The organism is Aeromicrobium sp. Leaf245 (assembly GCF_942548115.1).
Classification (GTDB): domain Bacteria; phylum Actinomycetota; class Actinomycetes; order Propionibacteriales; family Nocardioidaceae; genus Aeromicrobium.
Map to the genome: position 1 here is coordinate 2169685 of NZ_OW824151.1, position 22140 is coordinate 2191824.

Annotated in this window: 20 protein-coding genes; 3 read left to right on the forward strand and 17 right to left on the reverse strand. The window is 71.4% G+C overall.

The window, feature by feature from the left end; all coding sequences use genetic code 11:
* Positions 1-264 precede the first annotated feature (264 nt).
* The gene (locus tag NBW76_RS10745) at positions 265-1206 is read left to right on the forward strand and encodes a 5'-3' exonuclease (protein WP_056554650.1); all 942 of its coding nucleotides are present in this window, start codon (positions 265-267) and stop codon (positions 1204-1206) included.
* Here NBW76_RS10745 and NBW76_RS10750 read toward each other — a convergent pair.
* From NBW76_RS10750 to pafA, 8 genes are all read right to left on the reverse strand, one after another.
* Complete coding sequence (locus tag NBW76_RS10750) at positions 1196-3982, reverse strand: RNA helicase (RefSeq protein ID WP_056554646.1); 2787 nt, start codon at positions 3980-3982, stop codon at positions 1196-1198. The genes NBW76_RS10745 and NBW76_RS10750 overlap by 11 nt on opposite strands.
* A gap of 23 nt (positions 3983-4005) precedes the next feature.
* Positions 4006-4875: a YegS/Rv2252/BmrU family lipid kinase gene (locus NBW76_RS10755; RefSeq protein ID WP_056554643.1), complete on the reverse strand. Its 870-nt coding sequence runs from the start codon at positions 4873-4875 to the stop codon at positions 4006-4008.
* A gap of 35 nt (positions 4876-4910) precedes the next feature.
* Positions 4911-5753, reverse strand: coding sequence for a twin-arginine translocase subunit TatC (gene tatC, locus NBW76_RS10760; RefSeq protein ID WP_235492968.1), 843 nt, complete (start codon positions 5751-5753; stop codon positions 4911-4913).
* 3 nt (positions 5754-5756) lie between these two features.
* Positions 5757-6035 (reverse strand): twin-arginine translocase TatA/TatE family subunit, encoded by a 279-nt coding sequence (gene tatA / locus NBW76_RS10765; protein ID WP_055968245.1) that lies wholly within the window; start codon positions 6033-6035, stop codon positions 5757-5759.
* Positions 6036-6060: 25 nt separating this feature from the next.
* Entirely contained in the window at positions 6061-7026 is a 966-nt protein-coding gene (locus NBW76_RS10770) for a YafY family protein (protein ID WP_235492967.1), read from the reverse strand.
* Entirely contained in the window at positions 7023-7991 is a 969-nt protein-coding gene (locus tag NBW76_RS10775) for a YafY family protein (protein WP_055968242.1), read from the reverse strand. The genes NBW76_RS10770 and NBW76_RS10775 overlap by 4 nt, the downstream gene beginning before the upstream one ends.
* A gap of 20 nt (positions 7992-8011) precedes the next feature.
* Positions 8012-8932 (reverse strand): FKBP-type peptidyl-prolyl cis-trans isomerase, encoded by a 921-nt coding sequence (locus NBW76_RS10780; protein WP_055968240.1) that lies wholly within the window; start codon positions 8930-8932, stop codon positions 8012-8014.
* Between the two features lie 103 nt (positions 8933-9035).
* A complete protein-coding gene (gene pafA, locus NBW76_RS10785; RefSeq protein WP_055968239.1) occupies positions 9036-10397 on the reverse strand; it encodes a Pup--protein ligase in 1362 nt (453 codons plus the stop codon).
* A gap of 114 nt (positions 10398-10511) precedes the next feature.
* Here pafA and NBW76_RS10790 point away from each other — a divergent pair, with 114 nt between their 5' ends.
* On the forward strand, positions 10512-11492 hold the full coding sequence (locus tag NBW76_RS10790) for an aldo/keto reductase (protein WP_056554640.1): 981 nt from the start codon (positions 10512-10514) through the stop codon (positions 11490-11492).
* A gap of 31 nt (positions 11493-11523) precedes the next feature.
* On the opposite strand, the gene NBW76_RS10795 is transcribed toward NBW76_RS10790, so the two are convergent.
* The 5 genes from NBW76_RS10795 to dop all read right to left on the reverse strand — a co-directional run bounded on the left by NBW76_RS10795 (position 11524) and on the right by dop (position 16616).
* Positions 11524-13143 (reverse strand): alpha/beta hydrolase, encoded by a 1620-nt coding sequence (locus tag NBW76_RS10795; RefSeq protein ID WP_056554637.1) that lies wholly within the window; start codon positions 13141-13143, stop codon positions 11524-11526.
* A gap of 114 nt (positions 13144-13257) precedes the next feature.
* A complete protein-coding gene (gene prcA, locus NBW76_RS10800; RefSeq protein ID WP_056554634.1) occupies positions 13258-13953 on the reverse strand; it encodes a proteasome subunit alpha in 696 nt (231 codons plus the stop codon).
* Between the two features lie 21 nt (positions 13954-13974).
* Positions 13975-14790 carry a proteasome subunit beta gene (gene prcB / locus NBW76_RS10805; RefSeq protein WP_055968610.1) on the reverse strand — a complete coding sequence of 272 codons (816 nt, stop codon included), beginning with the start codon at positions 14788-14790 and terminating at the stop codon, positions 13975-13977.
* Between the two features lie 11 nt (positions 14791-14801).
* On the reverse strand, positions 14802-15008 hold the full coding sequence (locus tag NBW76_RS10810; protein WP_055968231.1) for a ubiquitin-like protein Pup: 207 nt from the start codon (positions 15006-15008) through the stop codon (positions 14802-14804).
* A 105-nt stretch (positions 15009-15113) separates the two neighbouring features.
* Positions 15114-16616 (reverse strand): depupylase/deamidase Dop, encoded by a 1503-nt coding sequence (gene dop, locus NBW76_RS10815; RefSeq protein ID WP_056554632.1) that lies wholly within the window; start codon positions 16614-16616, stop codon positions 15114-15116.
* Between the two features lie 152 nt (positions 16617-16768).
* Between dop and NBW76_RS10820 the strand changes: the two genes are divergently transcribed.
* Positions 16769-17944 carry a glycosyltransferase family 1 protein gene (locus tag NBW76_RS10820; protein ID WP_056554629.1) on the forward strand — a complete coding sequence of 392 codons (1176 nt, stop codon included), beginning with the start codon at positions 16769-16771 and terminating at the stop codon, positions 17942-17944.
* On the opposite strand, the gene NBW76_RS10825 is transcribed toward NBW76_RS10820, so the two are convergent.
* The 4 genes from NBW76_RS10825 to NBW76_RS10840 form a co-directional block, all read right to left on the reverse strand.
* On the reverse strand, positions 17934-18356 hold the full coding sequence (locus tag NBW76_RS10825; protein WP_055968223.1) for a GNAT family N-acetyltransferase: 423 nt from the start codon (positions 18354-18356) through the stop codon (positions 17934-17936). The two genes, NBW76_RS10820 and NBW76_RS10825, sit on opposite strands and share 11 nt — an antisense overlap.
* A gap of 89 nt (positions 18357-18445) precedes the next feature.
* Positions 18446-20167, reverse strand: coding sequence for a proteasome ATPase (gene arc, locus NBW76_RS10830; protein WP_055968220.1), 1722 nt, complete (start codon positions 20165-20167; stop codon positions 18446-18448).
* A gap of 109 nt (positions 20168-20276) precedes the next feature.
* Positions 20277-21164, reverse strand: coding sequence for a tRNA (adenine-N1)-methyltransferase (locus NBW76_RS10835; RefSeq protein ID WP_055968217.1), 888 nt, complete (start codon positions 21162-21164; stop codon positions 20277-20279).
* Entirely contained in the window at positions 21161-22114 is a 954-nt protein-coding gene (locus NBW76_RS10840; RefSeq protein ID WP_056554626.1) for a site-2 protease family protein, read from the reverse strand. Before NBW76_RS10840 ends, NBW76_RS10835 begins: the two co-directional genes overlap by 4 nt.
* Between the last annotated feature and the right edge of the window lie 26 nt (positions 22115-22140).

Genomic DNA, 22140 nt, shown 5'->3' on the forward strand with positions numbered 1-22140 from the left:
GGCTCGACCGGTCTTCCATGTGCTGTGGCAAACAGTGTGACGAACTGCCGTGAAGTCTCCAGACGCCTCCGCAAGCCTAGGTCACGGAAGCCCACGAGTGCGGCGCCAACTGCAGCCGCTGACGGGACGAGAGCGAGGATCAACAGTTGCCAGAAGGGCATGCGCCAACCGTAGACCTTGCTCGGACCTACGTATTCGGCAAGCCACGTTGAGAAGCGAGTAGCGGACAATTGCAGCGCCGCGCTCGCGCCATAGGGTCAGTACATGACCGTCGGCGCTGAAAAGCTTCTCCTCCTCGACTCCGCCAGCCTGTACTTCCGCGCGTTCTACGGCGTGCCCGACTCGTTCAAGGCGCCCGACGGGACGGTGGTGAACGCGTTGCGCGGGCTGCTCGACTTCGTCTCGACCCTCGTCGACCAGCACTCCCCCGACGCCGTGGTCGCGTGCTGGGACGACGACTGGCGTCCGCAGTGGCGGGTCGACCTGCTGCCCTCCTACAAGACCCACCGGGTGGCCGAGGTCGCCGACCCGACCTCGGGCGAGCTGGTCGCGGAGGAGTCGCCGGAGCTGCTGAGCCCGCAGGTCCCGCTCATCGCCGAGGCGCTGGGCATCCTCGGGATCCCCGTGGTCGGCAGGCAGGGCGCCGAGGCCGACGACGTCATCGGCACGCTCGCGCAGGCGTGGGACGGGCCGGTCGACGTGGTCACCGGCGACCGCGACCTCTTCCAGCTCGTCGACGACGACGCGCAGGTGCGCGTGCTCTACACCGCGCGAGGGGTCTCGTCGGCCGACGTGGTCGACGCCGCGTGGATCCGCGCCAAGTACGGCGTGGAGCCGCAGCAGTACGCCGACTTCGCCACCATGCGCGGCGACACGTCCGACGGCATCCCCGGCGTCGCCGGCATCGGCGAGAAGACCGCCGCGACGCTGCTGGGCGAGTTCCACGACCTCGACGGCATCGTCGCGGCCGCCCAGGACCCGGACTCCTCGATCAAGCCGCGGGTCCGGCAGTCGCTGCTGGACACCCGCGACCTGATCGACGTCATGCGTCAGGTCGTGCGGGTGCGCGACGACGTGTGCGGCACCGACGTCGTGCGGCCGCTGGCGCCGCTGTCCCCCGAGCAGCGCGACGCCCTCGAGGCGTTCGGGGCGCGGTGGGGCCTCGGTGGCGTGCCGGAGCGTCTCGTGAAGGCGCTCAGCCGCTGAGCGAGGAGTAGGCCACCACACCGCGTCGCAGGCCGTCGAGCGTCTGCCGGGCGGTCGTGCGCAACGGTCCGGGGCCGGCGGCGTCGGCGACCTGCGCGACGAGGTCGATGAGCTGCTTCATGGCGCGCACGAAGTCACCGGCGGCCATGCCCGTGGTGCGCAGGACCTCGTCGAGCGGTGCTCCACCGACCCAGGCCGACGCGGTCTCCGCGAACCCGAAGTCGGGCGTGGACAGGAAGCGGACCCGGTTCCGACGCTCCAGGGCCTGCAGGTCGGCGCACAGCGCGAGCATCGTCTCCGAGACGTCGAGCGTGCGTCGGTCCGGGAACCGAGGGGCGGGCGGGTCGTCGATCCTGCTCTCGAAGGTGAGGCCCGACAGCACGGCACCCAGCTGGCCAGCGTCCAGACCGTCCCAGACCCCCTGCCGCAGGCACTCGCTGACGAGCAGGTCCAGCTCGCTGTACAGCCGCTGCAGGCGACGGCCGTCGGTGGTGACCTCGTCGCCGTCGAGATAGCCGAGCTCGTCGAGGACCTCGCACACGTGGTCGAACTGGCGCGCCACGGTGTTGGTGCGCTGCTCGATGCGGCGCCGCTGGTTGGCGGTGTCGCGCTCGAGCTTGGTGTAGCGCTCGGCCCATCGGGCGTGCGCCTCGCGATCGGGGCACGCGTGGCACGGGTGCTCCTTCATCGCCCGCCGCAGCTCGGCCACACGCGGGTCGGTGCGCTCGTCCGCGACCCGCTCGGTCGGGCGGTCGGCGTGGTAGCCGGTGTCGTTGTGCCAGCGCAGGCCCTCGGCGCGGTCCCGCAGCGAGGACGCGAGGTCGCGGCGCGCCTGGGCATTGCGCGCGTTGAACGACTTGGGGATCCGCATCCGCGTGATGGGCTCCACCGGCACCGGGAAGTCGATCGTCCCGAGACGCCGCGAGTGGCGGCTCGCCGTGAGCACGAGCGGACGAGGAGCCTCCGGAGACCCGCTGACACCGGGGTCGAGCACGACGGCGAGCCCGGCGAACTTGCCCCCGGGCACGTTGATGACGTCGCCGACCTTGAGCGCCGCCATCGACGCGACGGCCTCCTGGCGGCGGTCCGCCTTGCGCTGGCGTGCTCCGGAGGACTCGACGTCGCTCAGCTCGCGGCGCAGCGCCGCGTACTCCAGGAAGTCTCCGAGGTGGCACTGGGCGGCCTCGCGGTAGCCGTCGAGCGCGTCGTCGGCCTTGCGGATCTGGCGGACCATCCCCACCACGGCGCGATCGGCCTGGAACTGGGCGAACGACTGCTCGAGCAGCTCGCGTGCCGGCCGGCGGCCCATCTGGTCGACCAGGTTGACCGCCATGTTGTAGGAGGGCCGGAACGAGGAGTTGAGCGGGTAGGTGCGGGTGGAGGCGAGACCGGCGACCTGCCGGGGGTCGAGCTGGGGCTGCCAGAGCACGACACCGTGCCCCTCGACGTCGATCCCGCGTCGTCCGGCCCGCCCGGTGAGCTGCGTGTACTCCCCCGGCGAGACGTTGACGTGGGCCTCTCCGTTCCACTTCGTCAGCCGTTCGATGACGACCGAGCGTGCGGGCATGTTGATGCCGAGCGCCAACGTCTCGGTGGCGAACACGACCTTGACGAGCCCGTCGCTGAACAGCTGCTCCACGACCTCCTTGAACGCGGGCAGCATGCCCGCGTGGTGCGCGGCGACTCCTCGCCCCAGACCGTCGCGCAGCTCGTGGAAGCCGAGGACGTGCAGGTCCTCGTCGGGCAGGTGCGCGCACGCCTCGTCGACCCGCGCCTCGATCTCCTTGCGCTCGTCGGGCGTGGTCAGCATGATGCGCGCGTCGAGCACCTGCTGGACGGCGGCAGCGCACCCGGCCCGGCTGAAGACGAAGACGATGGCGGGCAGCAGGCCCTCGGCCGCGAGCTTCTCGACGACCTCCACCCGGCTGGGCGTGCGGTGCCGGCTCTGCGGCCGCTTGCCGCCCTTGGCCGGCCGGCCGCGACCGCCGCCCTTGCGTGCGCGGTCCAGCTGCCAGTCCTGGCGCGCCATGCTCTCGAGCTGGCGGTTGACGCGGGGGCCCTCGTCGGACGACCCGCTCGAGCCGGGTCGGGTCTCGGCCGTGTCGTCCTCGAACAGCGGGAACAGCTTGCGACCCACCAGCACGTGCTGGTGCAGAGGGACCGGGCGCCGCTCCTCGACGATCGTGGTGGTGGAGCCCCGGACCTCGCTGAGCCAGTCGCCGAACTCCTCGGCGTTGGAGACCGTGGCCGACAGCGAGATCACGCTGACGGGCTCGGGCAGCCCGATGATGACCTCTTCCCACACCGCCCCGCGGAACCGGTCCGCGAGGTAGTGCACCTCGTCCATGACGACGAAGCCGAGCCCGTCGAGGGTGCGCGAGCCCGCGTAGAGCATGTTGCGCAGCACCTCGGTGGTCATGACGACCACCGGAGCCTCCCCGTTGACGGTGCTGTCGCCGGTCAGCAGCCCCACACGGTCGGCGCCGTAGCGCTCGACCAGGTCGTGGAACTTCTGGTTCGACAGCGCCTTGATCGGCGTGGTGTAGAAGCACTTGCGCCCGGTCGCGAGGGCGAGGTGCACCGCGAACTCACCGACGAGCGTCTTGCCGGAGCCCGTCGGAGCCGCGACCAGCACCCCGCGCCCGTCCTCGACCTCGTGGCACGCCTCGACCTGGAAGGGGTCGAGCGTGAAGCCGTAGAGACCACGGAACTCGGCGAGGTGGGGGTGGCGACGCGAGGCCGTGGCCTGGGCGAACTTCTCGGCCGGGCTCGTCATGCTCCCCAGCCTACGGATCGCGGCTACGGAACGAGGACGCGCAACGCGGCGGGGCGCACACGCGTCGTCATCGGAAGAGGGCCGAGACGCTCGCCGTCGCCGTACGCGACGATGCCCGGGCACTCCAGGACGGCCTCGCGGACCAGGTGCCGCTCGAACTCCGGGAGGTCCACGTGCGTCCCGCGGTACAGCCGCGGGAACACGCGGACGAGCTTCGTCTTGCTGACCGGCCTGATGATGCAGACGTCGAGCAGGCCGTCGTCGAGCACCGCTCCCTCGGCGATCCTCAGTCCCCCGCCGAACGACGGTCCGTTGCCCACGGCCACGAGCATGGCCTCGGTGTCGAGCCGGACGCCGTCGAGGGTCAGCGTGAACGACAGCGGGGAGAACGCGCGGAGCTCGGCGAGGATCGCGAGGTTGTAGCGCATGTTGCCGCGGGGCCAGCGCATGGCGTTGGCGCGCTCGTTCACCTTGGAGTCGAAGCCCGACGCCACGACGGTGACGACCGGCCCGTGGTCGGTGTCGGCGAGGTCGATCGTGCGCGTGCGGCCCGACAGGACGACGTCGAGCGCGGCGTCGGGGTCCCCCACGGGGATCCCGAGCGACCGTGCGGTGTCGTTGCCGGTGCCGGCGGGCAGCAGGCCGACGGTGACGTCGCGCGCGGTGAGCGCCGGCAGCACGTCGTGCAGCAGGCCGTCACCTCCGACGACGAGCACCAGCTCCGATCCCGCGTCGACCTCGGCCGCGACGGCAGCGCGCGCCTGGGCGCCGTCGGCGCTGTGCACCCGCACCACGTCGTGACCGGCGCGGGTCAGGCGGTCCCCCGCCTCCCGCGCGATCTGCTCGCCCCGCTGCTTGCCCGAGACCGGGTTCACGACGAGCGTCACGAGCATGGCCGCAGCCTAGACCCCGCGCAGTCGCAGGATGGTCAGTCCTCGTCGAGGCGTGACGGTCCGTCGAGCGGGGAGGCGTCGTCGTCGGCGGTCGCGTCGACGCGCTCACGTCCGCGCCGCCGATCGGTGATCTTGGTGATGATCTCGGCGATGAGGTAGAGCACCGTCATGGGCGCGGCCAGGAAGAGCATGGTGAGCGGGTCGGTGGTGGGCGTCGCGATCGCGGCGAACACGAAGATGCCGATGATGGTCCAGGGCCGTGCCGACGCCAGCTGCTTCGCCGACACGATCCCGAGCCGGTTCAGCATGACCACGACGAGCGGGATCTCGGCGGCGACGCCGAAGACCAGCAGCATCTTGATGATGAAGTCGAAGTACTCGGCTCCGGTCACGAGGCTCCCGAACCCGTCGGGCACGAACCCGATGAGGATCTCCATCGCCTTCGGCAGGACGACGTAGGCCAGGGCGGCGCCACCGACGAACAGCGGGGCGCCGGTGCCGGCGAGGATGGCCGCCCACTTCTTCTCGTGCCGGTGCATCGCCGGCAGGATGAACGCCCACAGCTGCCACAGCCACAGCGGGCTCGAGGCCAGCAGGCCGAACACGAGCGAGATCTTCAGCTGGAACTGGAACGCGCCGCCGACGCCGGTGATGACCAGCTCGGACTCGATGCCCTGCGTCTGCAGGATCGGCCGCATGTCGTTGTACGGCTGGGTGAGGAAGTCCAGGATCGGGCCGTAGAAGACGAACCCCAGGATCGTGAAGACGAGGATCGCGAGCACGGCACGCGTGAGGCGCGTCCGGAGCTCGCGGAGGTGCTCCACGAGCGGCATGGTGCCGCCGGTGGCCCCGGACGGCGTGCCGCTGATCGCGGCCAAGCCTTAGCCCTGCTCGGGGGTGGAGTCGCGGCGCACCGGCTCGGGGCGCACCGTGAGGTCGTCGGCGACCTGGTCGGGGCGCACCGTCGGGTCGGAGGCGGCGGCCACGTCGGCGTCGTCGCGCTTGTCGTCGCCGTCGTTCAGCTCCTTGACCTCGGACTTGAAGATCCGCAGGGCACGTCCGGACCCGCGCGCGAGCTCGGGAAGCTTGCGGCCGCCGAACAGCAGCAGGACCACGCCGAGGATGAGGAGGATCTCCGTAGGGCCGATCTGCCTGAACATGATGTCTCTTTCGTCGGGTGCGGTCTCAACCATCGTACGCGGCGAGTGCTGAACGTGCCGTGTCCATCACCTGTCCGCGAAGTGTGCGTGGCTCGACGACGTGCACCGTGCCGCCGTTGCGCAGCACGAGCCGACGCAGCCAGGCCTCGTCGCCCCCGTACAGGCGCACGCGGCGACGGCCGTCGACCTCGCCGAGCTCCTCGACCTGGTAGTACTCGGTGAGCCAGTGCGCAGCCGGGTCGAGGTCGAGGACGGCGGACGGGGTCTGGTCGCTCACGGAGAACAGCTCGTCGCCGAGGTCGCGGGCGGTGGCGTCGTGGCGCTCGACCGCCTGGCCGGTGTCGACGGCGCGCGTGATGCGGTCGAGCCGGAAGAACCGGACGTCCTCGGCGCGCAGGCAGTAGGCCTCGAGGTAGGTGTGGCCCTGCCGGGCGAACAGCTGCTGCGGGTCGACCTGGCGGGTCGTGACGTCGTCGCGGGAGTCGGTGGCGTAGTCCAGCTCGAGCCGGCGGCCGTCGGCCAACGCGGCCGCCACGGTGTCGCGGATGGCGGGATCGACCTCGGCGACGTGCACGTCGACGGCCTCCACGGCGGTGTCGCCGGCCACGGCGGTCTCCAGCTTGGCCAGGGCGGCGTCGACGATCGGCAGCTGAGGACCGGCGGCCGACGCGCGCAGGGTGCGCAGCGCGGCGACGAGCGCGATGCCCTCGTCGGCGGTCAGGCGCAGGGGTCGGGACAGGAACTCGGCGTCGCGGATGTGGATGACGTCGTCGCCCTCGAGCGCGGCGAGGTCGACGTCGATGAGCTCACCGGCGTACTCCCCCACCCCGGTGAACATGAGCAGGCGCAGGTCGTCACGGATCTGCTTGGGCGGGACACCGAACTCGCGGGCGACGTCGTGGACCGGCACCCCGTCGTTGCCCTGCAGGTACGGCACGAGCGCGAGCATCCGTACGACCTGCTGCGCGGAGCGGTTCGTCGGTCGGCTCACGACGCCGCCCCCGTGGCCTCGAGCACGGCGCGCAGGCGGCCGATCACCTGGTCACGGAGCTCCGGCGGGTCGAGGACGACGACGTCGGGCCCGTACGAGGCGATCTCGGCGGCCAGGTCCCAGCCGGTGGAGAACGGGACGACGAGCTCGTCGCGACCGTCGTCGCCCGGAGTGACGGAGGCGGCGCTGCGGCGCAGGGCGTTGGCCCGGGCCGTCGCGACGCTGAGGCGCGCGGTGCGGTCGGACGGACGGGGGAAGAGGGCCGTGGCGGCCGCGGAGACGACCTCCTCGGCCGGGCGCTCGAACGCGCCGGGCTCGCCGTCGTGCTCCAGGTCGCCGACGACGCGGGAGAGGCGGAACATGCGCGGCGCGTCGCGGTCGACGTCGTGGCCGACGAGGTACCAGCGGCCACGCCAGGACAGGATCCGCCACGGCAGGACCCGCCGCTGCGTGGCCTCGGCGCCGGGGCGCCGGTACTCGAAGCGCACGGGGATACGACGGGTGGCGGCGTCGAGGGCCGCCTCGAAGGCCGGCTCGTGCGCCGACAGCTTGGGCTCGGCCATGCGCAGCACGTCGGTGTCGACCGCGACGCCGGCGGCCTTGAGCTTGACGAGGGCCGACGTGGAGCTGGTGGCCAGGCCGGCGTGCTCCCACACCTGCGCGGCCAGCCCCAGCACGGCGGCCTCCTCGCGGGTGAGGTCGAGGTCGGGCAGCTCGGCGGCGTCGCGTCGGATCCGGTACCCGGGCTCGTCGTCGAAGTACTTGTCGTTGGTGCCGGTCTCGACGGCGATGCCGAGCTCGCGCAGCTCCTCCTTGTCGCGCTCGAACTTGCGCTCGAAGGCCACCTGGGTCGAGGCGCGGTAGTCCGCGATCGCCTGGCGGATCTGTTCCTTGGACAGGTACTGACGGGTGACGAGCAGGGTGAAGATGAGGTTCATCAACCTCTCGGTCTTGCGGTCGGCCACGCCCCCAGCATGTCAGACGGTCAGGAGGCGTCCAGCAGGTCGATCGCGAAGGTCAGCGTGTCGCCGGGCTCGATGCCGCTGCCCTCCTGCGGGCTGTCGCCGTAGGCGGAGTCGGCGGGACACACCAGGACCACGCGGCTGCCGATCGTCTGGCCGGGCAGGAGGTCCTTCCAGCAGGCGATGACCTGGTCGAGCGAGAACGTCGACGGTGTTCCGCGGTCCCAGCTGCTGTCGAACACCTTGCCGTCGGGGTAGACCTGGCCGACGTAGTGCGCCGTGATGCTGGCCCCCTTGGCGACCTTCTCTCCGTCGCCCTTGATCGCGACGTACGCAGCCGCCTTCTCGGGGTCCTTCGTGACGTCGCCACTGGTCTTGAACCCGGCCGGCTTGTCGTCCTTCAGGGTGATCGAGGGGACGGTCTCGGGCAGCTTCTCGGCCGCACCCTTCGCCTCGGTGGGGACCTTGGCGACGATGTCGAACAGGAAGACCATGGTGTCGTCGGCCTTGACGCCCAGCGTCTGCTCGGCCTGGTCGCGCGCCTGGCCCTCGGCGAAGCCGTCCTTCGGCGGGATGGCGACCAGCACGCGGCTGCCGACCTTCTGCCCGGTCAGGCCCTTCACGAACCCGGTCAGCACGCTCCCCTCGGTGAGCTGCGTCGTGAGCGGGCTCTCGGCCTTGAACGAGTTGTCGAACTGCTTGCCCGTGCGACCGTTCACGGCCACGTAGTTGAGCTTGACGGTGTCGCCGTCCTGGACCTCGTCGCCGCTGCCCTCGTTGACGACCCGCGTCTCGGTGGAGTCGGTGGTGAAGTCCTCCGGCACCGTGACGCTCGGGTTCTTGCTCGAGCCGACCTCGACGGCGTCGAGTCCTCCACCGGAGCCGGAGCCGCAGCCGACGAGGACGAGGGCGGAGGTCAGGACGATCGCAAGGTTTCGACGCACGGGAGCACTTTCGTCGGGGTGATGGCCTCGATCACCGTAGCCCGGGCGCCCAAGAGGATCCTGAGCGGCGACCGTGCATCGGCCGTGGGGTCACGACGCTGCGTCACATGCCGTCGATGAGCCGCTGCACGCGGTCGTCGGCGGAGCGGAACGGGTCCTTGCAGAGCACCGTGCGCTGGGCCTGGTCGTTGAGCTTGAGGTGCACCCAGTCGACGGTGAAGTCGCGCCGGCGCTCCTGGGCACGCTTGATGAAGTCGCCGCGCAGCCGGGCCCGGGTGGTCTGCGGTGGCACCGACTTGGCCTGGAAGACCCCCAGGTCGGTCGTCACCCGCGCGACCGCTCCGCGGTTCTGCAGCAGGTAGAAGATGCCGCGGTCACGCCGGATGTCGTGGTAGGCCAGGTCGAGCTGCGCGATCCGCGGATCGGCCCAGCTCATGCCGTGCGCCGTGCGGTAGCGGTCGAGCAGACGGAACTTGATGACCCAGTCGATCTCGCGCTCGACGAGGGAGAGGTCCTCGGACTCCACGGCCTTGAGGGTGCGCTCCCACAGGTCCATCGTGCGGTCGATGGTGGGGGTGTGCAGGCCGTGCCGGTCGACGAACTCGGCGGCCTTGCCGAAGTACTCGGCCTGGATCTCCAGGGCGGAGAGCTCGCGGCCGTTGGCGAGCTGGACCTTGCGCCGTCCGGTCATGTCGTGGGAGATCTCGCGGATCGCCCGGATCGGGTTCTCCAGCGTCATGTCGCGCATCGTGACGCCCGCCTCGATCATGCGCAGGACCAGGTCCGTGGTGGCGACCTTGAGCAAGGTGGTGGTCTCGCTCATGTTGGAGTCGCCGACGATGACGTGCAGCCTGCGGAAGCGCTCGGCGTCGGCGTGCGGCTCGTCGCGGGTGTTGATGATCGGTCGCGACCGGGTGGTGGCGCTCGAGACGCCCTCCCAGATGTGCTCGGCGCGCTGGCTGACCGAGAAGATCGTGCCGCGGGGCGTCTGCTGGACCTTGCCCGCGCCGCAGATGATCTGTCGCGAGACGAGGAACGGGATGAGCACGTCGGCCAACCGGCTGAACTCGCCGCCTCGTCCGACGAGGTAGTTCTCGTGGCAGCCGTAGGAGTTGCCGGCGGAGTCGGTGTTGTTCTTGAACAGGTAGATGTCGCCGTCGACGCCGTCGTCGGCCAGGCGCTGCTGGGCGTCGAGCATGAGGCCCTCGAGGATCCGCTCCCCCGCGCGGTCGTGCGTGACCAGGTCGACCAGGTCGTCGCACTCGGGCGTGGCGTACTCGGGGTGGCTGCCGACGTCGAGGTAGAGCCGCGCGCCGTTGCGCAGGAACACGTTGCTGCTGCGCCCCCACGACACGACCCGGCGGAAGAGGTAGCGGGCGACCTCGTCGGGCGACAGACGACGCTGACCCTTGAACGAGCAGGTGACGCCGTACTCGTTCTCGATCCCGAAGATCCGCCGGTCCATGTCGTCAGCCTAGTCCGGCGACGCCGGCCCCGTCGGTCGAAGCGCCGGTCGAGGCGCGGTGCGCGCGGCACCGTTCGGGGCGCGGGCGCGCAGGCGGCCCGTAGGGTCGGGACCATGGAGCACAGGACCCTCGGAAGGACCGGCCGCGAGGCCTCGGTCGTCGGCCTCGGCACGTGGCAGCTCGGAGCGGACTGGGGCGACGTGAGCCGCGACGACGCCCGGGCCGTGCTGGACGCCGCCGTGGACTCCGGCGTGACGTTCCTCGACACGGCCGACGTGTACGGCGACGGCCGCAGCGAGCAGGCCATCGCGGACTTCCGGCGTGCGCGTCCGGCCCTCGACCTCACGGTGGCCACCAAGATGGGCCGCCGCCTCGACCAGGTGCCCGAGAACTACGTCATGGACAACTTCCGTGCCTGGACCGACCGGTCGCGCAGCAACCTCGGCGTCGACACGCTGGACCTCGTCCAGCTGCACTGCCCCCCGAGCGCGGTCGTGACCGACGACGAGGTGTACGACGCCCTCGACACGCTCGTCTCCGAGGGCGTCATGTCCGCCTACGGCGTGAGCGTCGAGACGTGCGACCAGGCACTCGCGGCGATCGCGCGACCGGGCGTCGCGACGGTGCAGATCATCCTCAACGCCTTCCGGCTCAAGCCGCTCGACGAGGTCCTCCCCGCCGCGCAGGCGGCCGGCGTCGGGATCATCGCGCGGGTGCCGCTGGCCAGCGGCCTGCTGAGCGGCCGCTACACGGTCGAGACCACGTTCGCCGAGGACGACCACCGCTCGTACAACCGCAAGGGCGAGGCGTTCGACGTCGGCGAGACCTTCTCGGGCGTCGACTACGAGGTCGGTGTGCAGGCAGCGCGCGAGTTCACCGACCTGGTGCCCCAGGGCGTCACCTCCGCCCAGGCCGCCGTCGCCTGGGTGGTCGCCCAGGAGGGCGTGAGCACGGTCATCCCAGGTGCCCGCTCCCCCGAGCAGGCCCGCGCCAACGCGCGCGCCGCCGCGGTCGACGTCCGGCCCGAGCTGCTCGAGGGCGTCCGGCGCATCTACGACACCCACCTGCGCGAGGCCGTTCACCCCCGCTGGTGAGCACCGGCGGGGGCGGACGTCGGGCGGCGGCTCAGAGCCCGGGCAGCGGTGCCGGCAGTGCGGGCGCCGGGGCGCGCCGGGTGGCGGGCTGCGCCGCGAACGGGGCACGGTCCTGCGCGCAGGTCGCTCCGTCGGTCGGCGCGTCCCCGTCCACCAGGTAGCGCGCGACGACGGAGTCGGCGCACGCGCTGACCCCGAGCGTCGTGTGGCCGTATCCCTCGACCGTCAGCACGCGAGCGTCCGCGAAGTTCTCGGCGAAGGGTCGGGTGTTCGCGTACGGCGTCGCCGGGTCGAGGCGTGTGCCGATCACCAGGACGCTCGCGTCGGTCGTCTGCGTCCACGGCCCGGTGAAGGCGTCGCCGTCCCGCAGACCGATCTGCGGGCACTGGACGCCGACCCAGCTGCGGAAGCGTCCGAACCGCGGCGCGAGCCGGTCCTCGCGGTCGGCGAGCGCGGGGTACGCGGCGGGCGGGAGGATCGAGCGGGAGTCGACGCAGAGCTGGGCCAACGAGCTGCCGAGCGAGGTGTAGCGCTCCTGGGCCGGGGCCAGCTGCCGCTGCAGCGTCGTCGACGGCTCGCCGCCGCCCTGGGCGAGGAGCATGAGGAAGTCCGAGAGCCCGGCGAACGAGCTCGGCGAGTAGAGCTGGAGGAAGATCGACGAGATGGCCAGCGAGTAGGTGTACTCGACAGCGGTCCCCTGGACGTCGAGCGTCACGGGCTGCGTCCTCAGCCGCTCCAGGAGCTCGCCGACGACGTCCGAGGGATCACCCAACGCGTTCAGGGAGCAGCGCTCACCTGCCAGGCGGCACTGCTCGAGGAACGCGTCGAACGCCTCCTCCGCGGCCGGACCCTGGGCGAGACGTGCGCCGACCGAGCGCGGGTCGCGGTTCGCGCCGGAGTAGGCGTCCACGTCGACGGTGCCGTCGAGCACCATCGAGCCGACCCGGTCCGGGAACAGCCGGGCATAGGTCGCGCCGAGGTAGGTGCCGTAGGAGTAGCCCTGGTAGGCGAGCGTGTCATCGCCCGCGGCACGACGCAGGAGCTCGAGGTCGCGCGCCACGTTCGCGGTGGACGCGTGGCGGATGACGTCGCCGGCCTCGTCGCGGCAGGCGCGAGCGATCCGTGCCGACTGGCGGACGAAGGCGCGCTCCTCGGCCCGGGTGACCGGGAACGCCGGGAGCCCCTCGAACGCGGCCGCCTCGTCCGCGGCGTCGTCATAGCAGAGCGCGGGGTCGGACAGACCGACACCGCGCGGGTCGAACCCGACGAGGTCGTAGCGCTCGCGCACCTCGGGCGTGACGACGAGGTCGGAGATCTGGTGCAGGGTCGAGACACCCTCGCCACCGGGGCCCCCGAAGTTGAAGAACAGGCTGCCCTTCCGCGACTCCGGGTCGCTCGCCGGGAGCCGGGTGAGCGCGACGGTGGTGGTGGGGCCGCGGGGCCGGTCGTAGTCGGTGGGCAGCTCCACGGTGGCGCACTCGAAGCCCGCCGGCGCGCCCGCGCTGCAGGCCCCCCAGTCCAGCGAGGGCGTGGCGATGCGGTCGAGCCGCTCCTGCTCCGAGCCGCTGCGGGCCTGGGCGGGTGTGGTGGTGGTGGCCAGCAGGCCGGCGGCCAGCGTGGCCGCGGTGACGCACGACAGGAGACGTCGCATGGGTTCCCCCCGAGGGATCGATGACGTGACCCTCACGACGCTAGGCGTCGCGGTCGGGTCGGCGCATCGGTCGCGCGGCCGATGCCGCCTCCTCCCTCCGGCGGAGCGGAGGCGTCAGCCGGCGAGGGCCGTGGCGATCGTCGCCTCGTCGAGTCGCTTGAACTTGCGCGGCTGCGCACGGGTGCGGTCGAGGACCGCGGCCTCGAGGTCGCCGGCGGCGATCGAGCGGGCGGGGTCGGCGTCGGAGGCCAGGGCCTGGGTGGCGAGGCGCACGGCCCCGGCGAGGTCGAGCCCGGCCGTGAAGTGCTGGGTGAGGTGCTCGTCGACCTGGTCGCTCTGGCCGCCCATCACGGCGTGGCCCTGGACGTCGGCCACGGAGCCGTCGTACATGAGCCGGTAGATGGTGTCGGTCTCGACCGAGTCGCCCACCTCGGCGACGAAGATCTCCACCTCGTAGGGCTTCTCGCCGCCGGAGGAGAAGATGGTGCCGAGGGTCTGGGCGTAGGCGTTGGCCAGGCCACGGCCGGTGACGTCGCGGCGGTCGTAGGCGTAGCCGCGCATGTCGGCGAGACGGACCCCCGCGATGCGCAGGTTCTCGAACTCGTTGTACCGCCCGACCGCGGCGAATCCGATCCGGTCGTAGATCTCGCTGATCTTGTGCAGCGCGCGCGACGGGTTCTCGGCCACGAGCAGGATGCCGTCGGCGTACTGCAGGACGACCACGCTGCGGCCCCGGGCGATGCCCTTGCGCGCGAAGTCGGCCCGATCCTTCATCAGCTGCTCGGGCGAGACGTAGAACGGTGCGGTCATGCTGCTCCTCCGGATGGGCGTTCAGGTGAGGGGGGCCGAGGGCCCGTCGGGGCGCGTCATGCGGCCCCCGATGACCGCGTCGGCCACGGCGGCGGTCTCGGTCTCGTCCCAGGCGCGGTAGCCGTCGGCGGTGATCACGCTGACCAGCGGGAAGATCCGCCGGGTCAGGTCGGGCCCGCCCGTGGCGGTGTCGTCGTCCGCGGCGTCGTAGAGCGCCTGGATGACGGCGGTGACCGCGGAGCGCTCGTCCATGTCGGGCGAGTACAGCTTCTTGAGCGAGCCGCGGGCGAACGTCGAGCCCGAGCCGACCGAGTGGAAGGTGCGCTCCTCGTTCTTGTTGCCCGTCACGTCGAAGGCGAAGATGCGGCCGCACTGCTGCACCAGGTCGAAGGCGGCGAAGAGCGGCACGACCGCCAGACCCTGCATCGCCATGCCGAGGTTGCCGCGGATGAGGGCGGCGAGCCGGTTGGCCTTGCCGTCGGTGGAGAGCGTGGCGCCCTCGATCTTCTCGTAGTGCTCGAGCTCGACCTGGAACAGGCGGGTCATCTCGATGGCGATGCCCGCCGTGCCCGCGATGCCGACGCACGAGAACTCGTCGGTGGGGAAGACCTTCTGGATGTCGCGCTGCGCGATGACGTTGCCCATCGTCGCGCGGCGGTCGCCGGCCATGACCACACCGCCCGCGAACGTGGCGGCCACGATCGTGGTGCCGTGCGCGACGCCGGCGAGCTCACCGGAGGCGGCGCCGGCCGCACCGGGGAGCATCTCGGGCGACTGCGAGGCCAGGAGGTCGGCGAACGAGGTGCCTCCCACGGACCGGTAGCCGTCGGGAAGCATCACGGGGCCGCTCACTGGCCGCCCTTCTGGACGAAGCTCCGCACGAACTCCTCGGCGTTCTCCTCCAGGACGTCGTCGATGTCGCCGAGGATCGAGTCGACGTCGTCGTCGAGCTTCTCCTTGCGCTCCGTGTCCTGGGCTGCGTCGACGTGCGACGTCTCGACCTGCTCCTCGTCGTCGGAGGACTTCCGCGTGTTCCTGTGCTGCTGCTCGGCCATGCCGTCAGCCTATCCCCCTGCGACCCACACGCCGCTCGAGTTCGGGCCTGTCGCTGGCGGGTGCTTTTCGCGGCCGGACCGATGCGTCGCCTGCGGGCGCGGGACTCAGCGGCCGGTGATCGCCCGGAACAGCGCCGTGGCGTCGGCGCTGGACTCGAAGAGCGCACCCACGTGGTCGGCGGTGCCGCGGAGGGGCTCCATGGTCGGGATCCGCTGGAGGGACTCGTAGGCCGGCAGGTCCAGGATCACCGAGTCCCAGGAGGCTGCGGCGACCTCGGAGGCGAAGGTGCTCAGGCAGCGGCCGCGGAAGAAGGCGCGGGTGTCGTGCGGCGGCTCCTCGACGGCGCGCACCACCTCGGCGTCGCTGACGATCCGGTCGATCCGTCCGGAGTGCACGAGCCGGTGGTAGATGCCGCGCTCGGCACGGACGTCGTGGTACTGCAGGTCGACGAGGTGGAGCTTGGCGTGGTCCCAGTCGAGGCCGTCGCGGTCCCGGTAGGACTCCAGCAGCGACAGCTTGGCCACCCAGTCGAGCTCGCGGACGCACTCCATCGGGTCGCGGGCGAGCCGGGTGAGCACGCTCTCCCAGCGCTGCAGCACGTCGTCGGTCTGCTCGTCGGACCCCTCGCGGGCCACGAAGGCCCGTGCCTGCTCCAGGTAGTGCCACTGCAGGTCCAGGGCGGTCGCGGTGGTGCCGTCCTGCAGCTCGACGAGCGTGGTGAGGGTCGTGTCGTGGGAGATGTCGTGCAGGGCCTTGACCGGCTGCGCCAGGGCGGGAGGCGGGGTCAGGAACCCCGCCTCGAGCATGGCGAGGACGATCGAGGTGGTGCCGTGCTTGAGGTAGATCGACGTCTCGGCCAGGTTCGCGTCACCGATGATCACGTGCAGACGTCGGTACTTCTTCGGGTCGGCGTGCGGCTCGTCGCGCGTGTTGACGATCGGTCGCTTGAGCGTGGTCTCCAGACCCACGCCGACCTCCATGTAGTCGGCGCGCTGCGAGAGCTGGTAGGCGTGCACGCTGCCGTCCTGGCGCTGCCCGACCCGGCCGGCGCCGCAGACGACGGGGCGCGAGACGAAGAACGGCGTCAGCTGCGCGACGATCGCGTCGAACGGGACCGCCCGGTCCACGAGGTAGTTCTCGTGCGAGCCGTAGGACGCGCCCTTGTTGTCGATGTTGTTCTTGTAGAGCACGATCGAGCCCGCGCCGGGCACCTGGGCGGCGAGCTCGGCGCCGCGCCGCATCACGAGCTCGCCGGCCTTCTCCCAGACGACGACGTCGCGGGGCGACGTGACCTCCGGCGAGGAGTACTCGGGGTGCGCGTGGTCGACGTACAGGCGGGCGCCGTTGGTCAGGATGATGTTGGCCAGACCCAGGTCCTCGTCGGTGAGCTGGGTCGGGTCGGCGACCTCCCGGCTCAGGTCGAACCCGCGCGCGTCGCGCAGCGGGCTCTCCTCCTCGAAGTCCCAGCGGGCGCGCCGGGTGAGCCCGTGGGCGGCGGCGTAGCTGTTCACGACGTGCGTGGACGCCACCATCGGGTTGGCGTTCGGCTGTCCCTGGACGGCGATGCCGTACTCGACCTCGCTGCCTTGCACGCGTCTCACCGTCATGGCCCCAGCGTAGGCGTCCCCGCCCCACTCCCCCGACGTCCGGCGCCCGGTGGGTACGACGACCGGACCGTGCGCACGCTCGTCGCCCACCCTTCAACCGTCGGCCACCTCGCGGTGACCGTGGCGTCGTCGGCGCCCGCGAGGCTCGCGGCATGAGGATCGTGATCGTCGCAGAGTCCTTCCTCCCCCAGACCAACGGCGTCGTGCACTCGGTGCTCCGCGTCCTGGACCACCTCGCGGCCCGCGGGGACGACGTGCTGGTCGTCGCACCCGACGCCGGACCGGACGTGCCCGCCACCGTGGCCGGGGCCCGCGTGGTGACCGTGCCGGCCTGGTCGTTCCCGGGGTACGCCGACGTGCGGGTCGCCACCGGACGGGTCTCCCCGCTCACCGCGTTCCTGCGGGACTTCGGTCCCGACGTGGTGCACCTCGCGTCGCCGTTCGCCCTGGGCTGGCGAGCGGCCCTGGCCGCCGCGGCGCTGGACCTGCCCGTGGTCGCCGTGTACCAGACCGACGTCCCGACCTACGCGGGTCGGTACGGGGTGCGAGGCGTGGAGAACCTGCTGTGGAAGCGGGTCCGCGACCTGCACGGCCGGGCCGACCTCACGCTCGCGCCGTCGACGGCCACCATCCGGACCCTCGAGGAGCGCGGGGTGGAACGGCTGCGCCTGTGGCGGCGTGGGGTCGACACCGACCGCTTCTCCCCTGCGCGGCGTGACGAGTCGTGGCGACGCCGGCTCGCACCCGAGGGCGAGCGTCTCGTGGGGTACGTGGGCCGACTCGCACCCGAGAAGCAGGTCCAGGACCTGGCGGCCCTGCAGGACCTGCCCGGGACCCGGATCGTCGTGGTGGGCGACGGGCCGGAGCGTGCCCGCCTCGAGCGGTTGCTGCCCGGCGCCCACTTCACCGGCATGCTCCACGGCACGGCGCTGGCGACCGCGGTGGCCGGGCTGGACGTGCTGGTCAGCACGAGCGAGACCGAGACCTTCTGCCAGGTGGTCCAGGAGGGCCTCGCCTCCGGCGTCCCGGTCGTCGCCTCCGGCGTCGGAGGTCCGGTCGACCTCGTCGACCACAGCCGCACCGGCTGGCTCTACGAGCCGGGCGACCTCGGCGGACTCGCGGCGCGGGTGCGGGACCTGACCGGCGACGACGCCAAGCGAGCGGCGTTCGGCAGGGCGGCCCGTCGCTCCGTGGAGGGCCGGAGCTGGCAGGCGGTGTGCTCCGAGCTGGTCGGCCACTACGCCGCCGCGATCGAGCAGCACCGCGGCACCGGACCCCACGACATCGGGCGTCTGCACTGGACGACCCGACGCATGGTCAGGAGCTGAGCACCTTCGCCAGGTGGACGCTGTCGTCGTAGGCCGCGTAGAAGCCGAACGCCGGCTCGTCGACGTACCCGGCCGACCGGTACAGGGCGATCGCCTCGGGCTGCTGCGTGCCGGTCTCCAGCACGAGCCGACGCAGCCCCGCCTCGGCCGCGGTGCGCTCCAGCTCGGTCAGCACGACGCGTGCCAGACCCCGCCGACGGAACGCCTCGCGCACGAACATCCGCTTGATCTCCGCGTCGGACTCCCCCTGCGGTCCGCCGCGTCGCCAGCCGCCCATCGCGGCTGCTGCGCCGTCGACCTCCAGCACCAGGAAGAGCCCGTGCGGGGGCACGAAGTGCTGGTCCTCGATCGGTGAGATGTCGCCGCTGCCGCCGTACAGCCGGCCGTACTCGGCCTGGACCTCGGTGGTCATCGCGACGACGTCGGGGTCGACGTACCGGGCACGACGCAGCAGCGGCCGGTCCGAGGGACCGGCCGCGCTGCGCTCCCCGGGTCGTGCGCTCAGAGGTACTGCCCCGTGTTCGCGACCGTGTCGATCGAGCGACCCGGCTCGTTGCCACCCTTGCCCGTGATGAGGGTGCGGATGAAGACGATGCGCTCGCCCTTCTTGCCCGAGATGCGTGCCCAGTCATCGGGGTTCGTCGTGTTCGGGAGGTCCTCGTTCTCCTTGAACTCGTCGAGGCACGCCTGCAGCATGTGCTGGACGCGCAGGCCCTTCTGGCCGGTCTCGAGCAGGTCCTTGATCGCCATCTTCTTGGCGCGGTCCACGATGTTCTGGATCATCGCCCCGGAGTTGAAGTCCTTGAAGTACAGGACCTCCTTGTCGCCGTTGGCGTACGTGACCTCGAGGAACTGGTTGTCCTCGGACTCGGTGTACATGGCCTCGACGGTGCGCTGGATCATGCCCTGCGTCGTGGCCGTGCGGTCACCGCCCCACTCGGCCAGGTCGTCGGGGTGCAGCGGCAGCGTGGGCGTCAGGTACTTGCTGAAGATGTCGCGGGCGGACTCGGCGTCGGGTCGCTCGATCTTGATCTTCACGTCGAGGCGTCCCGGGCGCAGGATGGCCGGGTCGATCATGTCCTCGCGGTTGGAGGCGCCGATCACGAGCACGTTCTCGAGGCCCTCGACACCGTCGATCTCGCTGAGCAGCTGCGGGACGATCGTGTTCTCGACGTCGGAGGACACGCCCGAGCCGCGGGTGCGGAACAACGAGTCCATCTCGTCGAAGAAGACGATGACCGGCGTGCCCTCGCTGGCCTTCTCGCGGGCACGCTGGAAGACGAGCCGGATGTGCCGCTCGGTCTCGCCGACGTACTTGTTGAGCAGCTCGGGGCCCTTGATGTTGAGGAAGAAGGAACGTCCTTCCTCGCCGGTGCGCTCGGAGACCTTCTTGGCCAGGCTCGCCGCGACCGCCTTGGCGATCATGGTCTTGCCGCAGCCGGGCGGCCCGTACAGCAGCACGCCCTTCGGCGGCTTGAGCTCGTGCTCGATGAAGACCTCGGGGTGCAGGTACGGGAGCTCGACGGCGTCGCGGATCGACTCGATCTGGCTGCGCAGGCCACCGATCGACTCGTAGTCGATGTCGGGGACCTCCTCGAGGACGAGCTCCTCGACCTCGCTCTTCGGGATCCGCTCGTACACGTACCCGGCGCGGCCGTCGAGCAGCAACGAGTCGCCCGCACGCAGCTTCATCCCCAGCAGCGAGTCGGCGAGCCGGACGATCTTCTCCTCGTCGGCGTTGCCGAGGACCAGGGCGCGCTCGCCGTCGGCCAGGATCTCCTTGAGCATGACGACCTCGCCGGTCGTCTCGAAGTCCAGCGCCGCGACCACGTTCATGGCCTCGTTGAGGATGACCTCCTGGCCCTTGCGGAGCTCGTCCCTGTCCACGGCCGGGCTCACGGTGACGCGCAGCTTGCGGCCACCGGTGAACACGTCGACCGTCTCGTCGGCGTTGAGCTGCAGGAACGTGCCGAAGCCGGTCGGCGGCTGGGCGAGCCGGTCGACCTCCTCCTTGAGCGTGACGATCTGGTCACGTGCCTCGCGCAGCGTGGACGTGAGCCGCTCGTTCTGCGCGTTGGTCGAGGACAGTCGGGCCTCGAGGTCGGACAGCCTGGAGTCGAGGGAACCCTCCGAGCCCAACCGGCGCCGGAGGTGCTCGACCTCCGCGCGCAGGTACGCCAGCTCGTGTTCCGATCCACCGGGGTTCTCGTTCACGATCGCCACCTCCTGCTCGTCGAGTTCGACCCTAGCCGAGATCAGGTTGCACCAAGGGTCGACCGAGCGCGCGCCGGATGACGATCCGGTTTCGCCGTGCCTGCGGTGCCCGAGGTGATCAGTCGGACATGCCCGCCGGTCGGGGCCCGTCGTAGTCGGGTCCGTAGGCCCCCGGGGCGGGGCGACGGGTCTTCTCCAGCGCCGGGTGTCCGGGTGCCATGCGCCGCGCGGTGACCAGGAAGGCGGTGTGCCCGACCATGCGGTGGTCGGGGCGCACGGCGAGTCCCTCGAGGTGCCAGCCGCGCTGCATCGTCTCCCACGCCGTCGGCTCGGTGAAGCCACCGTCGGCACGCAGGGTCTCCACGAAGCGCGACAGCTGCGTGGTGGTGGCCACGTAGGCGCACACGAGACCACCGGGGACCAGGCGCTCGGCCGCGAGCGGGACGCACGACCACGGGTCCACCATGTCGAGCACGAGCCGGTCGATCTCCGGCTCGGCCATGACCTCGCGCACGTCACCGACGGTGAGCGTCCACTGCGGAAGGTCCGGCCCGACGATCTGCTCGACGTTCTGGCGGGCCGTCTCGGCGAACTCCTCACGGATCTCGTACGAGCCCAGGTGCCCGTCGGGTCCGATCGCCCTCAGGAGGTAGGCGGTCAGGCTGCCGGAGCCGGCTCCGGCCTCCACGACCCGCGCGCCCGGGAAGATGTCGGCCATCGTGACGATGTGGGCGGCGTCCTTGGGGTAGATGATCGCGGCGCCGCGGGGCATCGAGACCACGTACTCCGACAGCAGTGGACGGAACACCTGGTACTGCCCGTCGAGCGTGGACGTGACGACGATGCCCTCGGGCTCGCCGATGATGTCGTCGTGGCGGAGCTGGCCCTTCTTGGTCGAGAACTCACGCCCGACCTCGAGCCGGATGTTGTGCTTGCGCCCCTTCGCGTCGGAGAGTCGTACCCACTCCCCCTCGACGAACGGTCCACTGCGCATCCAGGTGGTCATGATTCCCTTCGGTAGGCCGTGTCGACGTCCGCCGCCAGCAGGATCCCCACCGGGCGGTCGTCGTCGTCGACGAGCAGGTACACGTCGGCGGGGTGGGCGGTCATCGCCCGCAGCAGCGTGGTGCCCCGGGCCCGCACGCTGAGGCGCGGCCACTCCGGCGACACGTCGTCGCCCAAGGCGCGGCCGAGCTCGTCGGCGCGCAGCGCGTTCATGCGTGCCCCGCGGTCGGCACCGCGCAGCGCGGCCGTGGCTCCCGTCCAGAGGAAGAAGGCGACGAAGCCGACGAGCAGCACGTCGATCCACCAGCGGGCGCCCCAGGCGGCGCCCTGGACGGCCCGCACGACCACGAGGACGCCCAGGGCGAGGGCCGCCAGACGTCCGATCCACGCGGTCACCACGACACCCCGACGTTCGGACCCGGTGAGCTGCCAGATGATCGCGCGCAGGACCCGGCCACCGTCGAGCGGGAGACCCGGGAGCATGTTGAAGGCGGCGACCAGCAGGTTGACCCAGCCGATCGACCACCACAGGTCACGGGCGACGCCGGTGGAGCCGTCCGCGATCCCGTGGGCGAGCAGACCGATCGCGAGCGAGGCGAGGGGACCGACGACCGACGTGACCAGCTCCTGCCACGGCGTGCGGCTCTCGCCCTCGATGGCGGTCTCGCCGCCGAGGAGGTGCAGCGTGACCGTCGGGACCCGCATGCCGAACGACCGGGCGACGGCGAGGTGCGCGAGCTCGTGCACGAGGACCGAGACGTAGAGCGCCAGGACGAACGACGCGGCGACCACGTAGGCGTTCGTGCTGGCCTCGACGGCGAAGCGGGGCGCGAACAGCACGACGAGCACCACGCCCATGAGCAGCAGCGAGGGCCGGGCGAGCAGGTCAGCACCCGCCAGCCGGCCGAACCGGACGGTGCCTGCAGGACGCGGGCTGGACGGGACGCTCACGACGCCAACCTAGCGGGCGGTCCAGG